4 protein-coding genes are annotated in these 3856 nt (G+C 41.3%); 3 read left to right on the top strand and 1 reads right to left on the bottom strand.

All coding sequences use genetic code 11. From position 1 onward, the window contains the following. Nucleotides 1–831 (top strand): hypothetical protein (locus SWH54_05790; protein MDY6790764.1); only part of this gene is annotated, 831 nt, incomplete at its 5' end. 136 nt (nt 832–967) lie between these two features. On the opposite strand, the gene SWH54_05785 is transcribed toward SWH54_05790, so the two are convergent. Then, on the bottom strand, nt 968–1420 hold the full coding sequence (locus SWH54_05785; protein ID MDY6790763.1) for a nucleotidyltransferase: 453 nt from the start codon (nt 1418–1420) through the stop codon (nt 968–970). 682 nt (nt 1421–2102) lie between these two features. On the opposite strand from SWH54_05785, the gene SWH54_05780 reads away from it, so the two are divergent. Both SWH54_05780 and SWH54_05775 read left to right on the top strand, forming a co-directional pair. Then, a complete protein-coding gene (locus SWH54_05780; protein MDY6790762.1) occupies nt 2103–2675 on the top strand; it encodes a response regulator in 573 nt (190 codons plus the stop codon). Nucleotides 2676–2714: 39 nt separating this feature from the next. After that, on the top strand, nt 2715–3593 hold the full coding sequence (locus SWH54_05775) for a methylenetetrahydrofolate reductase (protein ID MDY6790761.1): 879 nt from the start codon (nt 2715–2717) through the stop codon (nt 3591–3593). The last annotated feature ends 263 nt before the right edge of the window (nt 3594–3856 follow it).

Genomic DNA, 3856 nt, shown 5'->3' with positions numbered 1-3856 from the left:
TTTTCAATAATTTCAGTAAGCTATGATTGCTCAAAACACTATATAAAATCAGCGGGTTATGATTGGATAGACCGTGCCTCATCGCTTTGCAAACGGAAAATATTTTTGAGAACTACTATAGATTCAATATCGAACGCAAATGATTCCTCTGGTGACGATTGTGGATACCTGATGTGCCAATATGAGAAAGGGAACATTGATGCCATCATTATTGAAAAAGCCAAAAATTGCCAAACCTTGATGTTTGGCGAGGTGCACGACAACGCCCTTTCGGGAAGCCCCCCTCCGGTTGAAGACTCTCTGTATGTCATCTCACTCCTTCCTAAACTCAAAGATCTCAACTTTAAATACCTGGCGTTAGAGGTCAATAAAGATTCTCCCCCAAACAGCCACTCAGCTGATATCATACATTTTTATGAAGCCTATAAGAACAAAAAAGAACCCCTAAAAGAAATATACCCTTACGCTAAACCCGGCTGGACAGAACTTATGATGGTCGCCATCGATCTTGATTTCCAAATATGTTTTATCGATGTATCTTTAAAGAATATTGAAGGAAAATCCACCCGCGATAATGAAATGTTTAAAAATCTAAAAAATGATATTTTTGCTAAAGATAAAGATGCCAAAATAATAGTCTATATCGGTGCCAATCACATCGTTGAAAATGAAACCTATGGTATATACACCTGTGGTAAAAAGAAAACGCTGGGACTGCTGTTAAGTGAATTTACCCACGATAAAAATTACAGTGTATATATGGGGTATACCTACAACAACCCCGCTGGCTGTGATTTATGTATCAGCCGTTTCATTTGGAAAACAAATTAGATTGGCCCGCCCGCCTGGTGAACCACATCCCTGACAGAGATGAACGGATGGTCAGAGATGAAGGAACAATTGATACATGACCGGGGTTTGAAACAACAAGAGACATTGCAGCGAAATATCGTTTATCACCGTCTGGTTATGAGGCATCATCGTCAGGAAGTTCTAACAGCCTGATATCTTCAAGATCAACGTCCCTTCCGGCAGCTCGTTTCGATCTAATCAGATCTTCTAGCGAAACAACGTAAAATTCTTGTCCCTGATACTGCATGGTTTGTTTTCTGCTCCAAGATTTCTCAAATTGCAAGCCTGGCGTTGACAGCTGAACGTCGATTCGTACGCGGTCCTTGAATATGGTTATTTCATTGGCAAGGATTTCGTCGGAGCGGGTTAGAGTGGCTGTGCCCATTTTAGCATCTATCAGCGCATCGATCAATCGTTGGGCATTTTGTGGTGAGGCTTCAATGAAGATATCCAGATCAAATGTGGCTCTGGGAACCCCATAAAGGACAGCAGCAATACCTCCGATGACAACATATCTGACATCATGCTGCTGAAAGGATTTGAACACTTCCTTTAGTCGGTTGAGCATGCTTTTTATCCGCAATCTGAGGGTTTAATTCAAGGGCCATGTCTGTAAAAGCGCAAAACACATCCATCCTCTCTGAAAGACTAAGTGACCGAAACCATAGCGCTTTAGCTTCGATGGTTTCATCATTCCGATCATGTGAGATTTGTAAGTTCATAGAAAAAACATAGCAAATTATTTCATTATGTTCAACACATAACTATCACAGCCTGATATTCTAATGGATTACAATCTTTGCTAACCCGCATTTTCCTGCCGCATTCCTTATTAAGATCACCATTTCATTGACACTTTCCGCTATTTCTATCCAATTCAAGACAGGTGGAGGGATATACGGGCTTTTTAAAAATAGAATTATAAAAATAAATAAAATAAATATATAAATGGCTTAATTTTAGGGCTTATTTAGTATAGATATTATATTAATTATACTTTTTATAATTTTTTTCTTGACATTCTATTTTAGTCGGTATATTGAATATTAAAACTTATTAAAGACATGCTTTCCTTTTGGCCGTCGCAATTTTCTCTCTAATCATGCGCTGAACATCAGATCCGAAACGCTACTTGCCTGCTCTATGATAAATCCTGAAAAACCCCGTTTCCTTTTCCGGGGGAGTTTCGTTTTAAACAGACCAAGACCGTCGCATATGAAGATATTTAAAGGTGCAAGGAGGACAAGACCATGGATGATATATTTACCGTTTTCGAAGCGAGCAAACATTGTAAAGTATCCTCAAAAACGATCATCAACTGGATAGAGGCCGGCCATATAAATGCATACAAGACTGTTGGCGGGCATCGGCGGATAAAAAGGCCGGATCTGGAGGAATTCATGAAAAAGCAGGGGATTCCAATTCCAAAAGTGGAGATAAAGGATGAAAGAAAAAGGATCCTGGTGGTGGATGACGATCCGATTATTGTGGAAACAATTGTTCAGGCCCTTGAAGAGGATGAATACGATTACGATGTGATTTCCGCTTCCGACGGGTTTGAAGCCGGACTCCAGGTCAATCACTTTCACCCCCATCTGATGATTCTGGATATAATGATGCCCGATATCAAAGGAAACGAAGTTTGCCGGAAGGTCAAGTCAAATAAGCTGACCCGGGACACAAAAATTATCGTTTTGTCCGCTTATCTGGATGAGGAAAAATTTAAGGAAATGACGGCTCATGGCGCCGATGTCTGCTTTTCCAAACCTTTGCCCCTCCCTCAACTGAAGGAGGAAGTTGCCCGGTTACTGGAGCTCAAATAGTGGCCTGAGTTCTCGGACCGCCATAAAAGGAGGCGAACTGTGAAACTTAAAGACGCACTGACAAAAAAGAAATTTGTTGTAACTTCCGAAATCCAGGCACCGATGGAGAGCGATAATCCTGAAAAACTGATTGAGGATCTGAACCGAATTAAAGGGCGCGTGGACGGTGTATCGGTGGGGGAAGTGGAACTGGAAGGGATTGTGGGAGACAGCATTAAAACATGTGAAATTCTGAAAAATAACAGATTTAACGCCATTTACCAGACCACCACCCGCGATAAAAATCGCATTCAGCTTCAAAAGGACCTGACAAATGCCCATGAGACCGGCGTGGAAAATCTCCTTGTTTTTACGGAAGATTATCGCATCACCGGTGACAGCCTTCAGGAAACCATGTTCTTTCATGTGGATTCGGGTAAGCTGGCATCGGTACTCGAGCATATAAAGAAGGGCCACTCCATTGATGGTAATAAGCTGGCTTCAGAAATCGAATTTGTCCTCGGATCGGGTGTGGAATCCCCTTTGGGAAAAAAAGTTCCCAAACAGGGGATGCAGGAGATGGAAACCATGGGAGATATAGGGACCGAATATTTTCTCACCACTCCCATTTTCGACCTCGACCAGTTTAAAAACTTTATCAAGCAGGTGGAACCGTTTCAGATTCCCGTATTTGCGGAAGTGATGATTTTAAGAACCGCCGGAATGGCCAGATTTATCAATCGTCACTTTAAATCAGGGTTGGTACCTGACTGGGTCATTAAAAAACTGTCGGAGGCTTCGGACCTGGAAAAGGCCAGTGTTGATCTTTTTGCCAAAACGGTAAATGGCCTGAAAGATCTCTGTCAGGGGGTTCACATCATTACGTTCGGAGGCGTGGACAAACTGAGGCTTTATATGGATGCTGCCAAGCTTAAATAGTGCCTGAACGAAAACTGTCTTTTTTTGCCAATATCTGCGTCAGACTCAATTTTTAATCCTCGAAATACTACCAGTATTACTGTGGTTAAAATTTTCGCCTTCTTTGATCTTAACAAAAAATCATAGTTTTCGTTCGGGCACTAACTAGTAATACGTTTCATTAATACTTTTACATATTAGCTTGCGGTAAATCGAATTTCTTCCAGCAATGTACAACGGGCTCAGTATTGATTTCTTCAATTCCCTTGAGGATTCTTTCTTTG

The sequence above is a fragment of the Thermodesulfobacteriota bacterium genome (assembly GCA_034189135.1).
In the GTDB taxonomy this organism is placed as follows: Bacteria; Desulfobacterota; Desulfobacteria; order Desulfobacterales; family JAUWMJ01; genus JAUWMJ01.
This window is presented reverse-complemented; position numbering and strand designations above follow the sequence as displayed.

Excerpts from the sequence above, each read along its gene's own strand:
- SWH54_05785 (MDY6790763.1), bottom strand. The coding sequence starts at position 1,420 with ATGCTCAACCGACTAAAGGAAGTGTTCAAATCCTTTCAGCAGCATGAT.
- SWH54_05780 (MDY6790762.1), top strand. The coding sequence starts at position 2,103 with ATGGATGATATATTTACCGTTTTCGAAGCGAGCAAACATTGTAAAGTA.